General features: G+C 61.3%; 1 protein-coding gene. It reads left to right on the top strand.

Annotated features, from left to right (window positions below):
- Nucleotides 1-1,392: N-6 DNA methylase (locus tag ACWNCF_RS00155; protein ID WP_449405597.1), on the top strand; the 1,392-nt coding region annotated here is incomplete at both ends.

The following is a 1,392-nucleotide window of genomic DNA, read 5'->3' as shown; positions in this document are numbered from 1 at the left end:
CATCATCCGCAGCATGAAGGCCAGCGGGAAGGCGGCCTGCATCCTGCCGCACGGCGTGCTGTTCCGCGGTAATGCGGAAGCCGCCATCCGCAAGCAACTTGTCAGCAGCGGCGTCCTCAAAGGCATCATCGGCCTGCCGGTCAACCTGTTCTATGGCACTGGCATCCCTGCCTGCATCCTGGTACTGGACAAGGAAAACGCCACCGCCCGCAAGGGCGTGATGATGATCGACGCCAGCAAGGGCTTCATCAAGGACGGCAACAAGAACCGCCTGCGCGAGCAAGACCTGCACCGCATCGTCGACAGCTTTCAGAAACTGGACGACGTGCCCGGCTACGCCCGCATGGTGCCGCTTAGCGAGATCGCCAGCGAGAAGAACGACTACAACCTCAACTTGCCGCGCTACATCGACAGCACGGAGGCCGAAGACATCCAAGACCTCGACGCGCACTTGAATGGAGGCATCCCGAACCGCGACCTTTTCGGCGCGACCAGCGCCTTAGCCCCCTACTGGCGGGTGATGCCCGCACTTCGCGCTGCGCTGTTTGCGCCGCTGCGTGAGGGCTATAGCCAGCTCCAGCAACCCGTAGCCGAGATCAAAGCCGCCATTCTGGGGCATGCCGAGTTCAGCGCCTTCCAGGCGACCGTGACCGAGCGCTTTGCCGACTGGCAAGTCCGCAACGAGCCGTGCATGAAGGGCTTCAAGCAGGGCGACCACCCCAAGGCCTTTATTGAGCTGCTGTCAGAAGATCTGCTGGCGACCGCCAAGTCCGTGCCGCTGATCGATGCCTACAGCGTTTATCAGCACTTGATGGACTACTGGGCGGAGGTGATGCAAGACGACGCCTATGCGATCGCCCTGGACGGCTGGGTGGCCAAGCCGGCGCGCATTATCGAGACCGACAAGAAAGGCAAGAAGAAGGACAAAGGCTGGGCCTGCGAGCTGGTGTCCAAGCCGCTGATCGTGGCGCGCTATTTCGCTGCGGAGCAAGCGGCTCTAGATGCCAAGCAGGTGGCGCTAGATGCGGCGAGCAGCGCGATCACCGAGCTGGAGGAAGTACACAGCGGTGACGATGCCGCGTTTAGTGGCTTCGACAAGATCAACGCGGCTGCCGTTAAGGACCGCATCAAGGAAATTGGTGCCGACCCGGACGGCGCCGCCGAACTGAAGGTGTTGAAAGACTGGCTCAAGCTCAGCAGTGATGAAGCGGCCCTGAAGAAGACCGTCAAGGAACTGGATGCCGAGCTGGACCAGTTGGCTCATGATCAGTATGCCAAGCTCAGTGTCAGCGACATCCAGCGGCTGGTCGTGAATGACAAGTGGCTGGCCCATCTGGCAGCTGATCTGCAAGCCGAACTCGATCGCGTAAGCCAGACGCTGACCCGTCGCAT

The sequence above is a fragment of the Massilia phosphatilytica genome (assembly GCF_977014125.1).
This window is presented reverse-complemented; position numbering and strand designations above follow the sequence as displayed.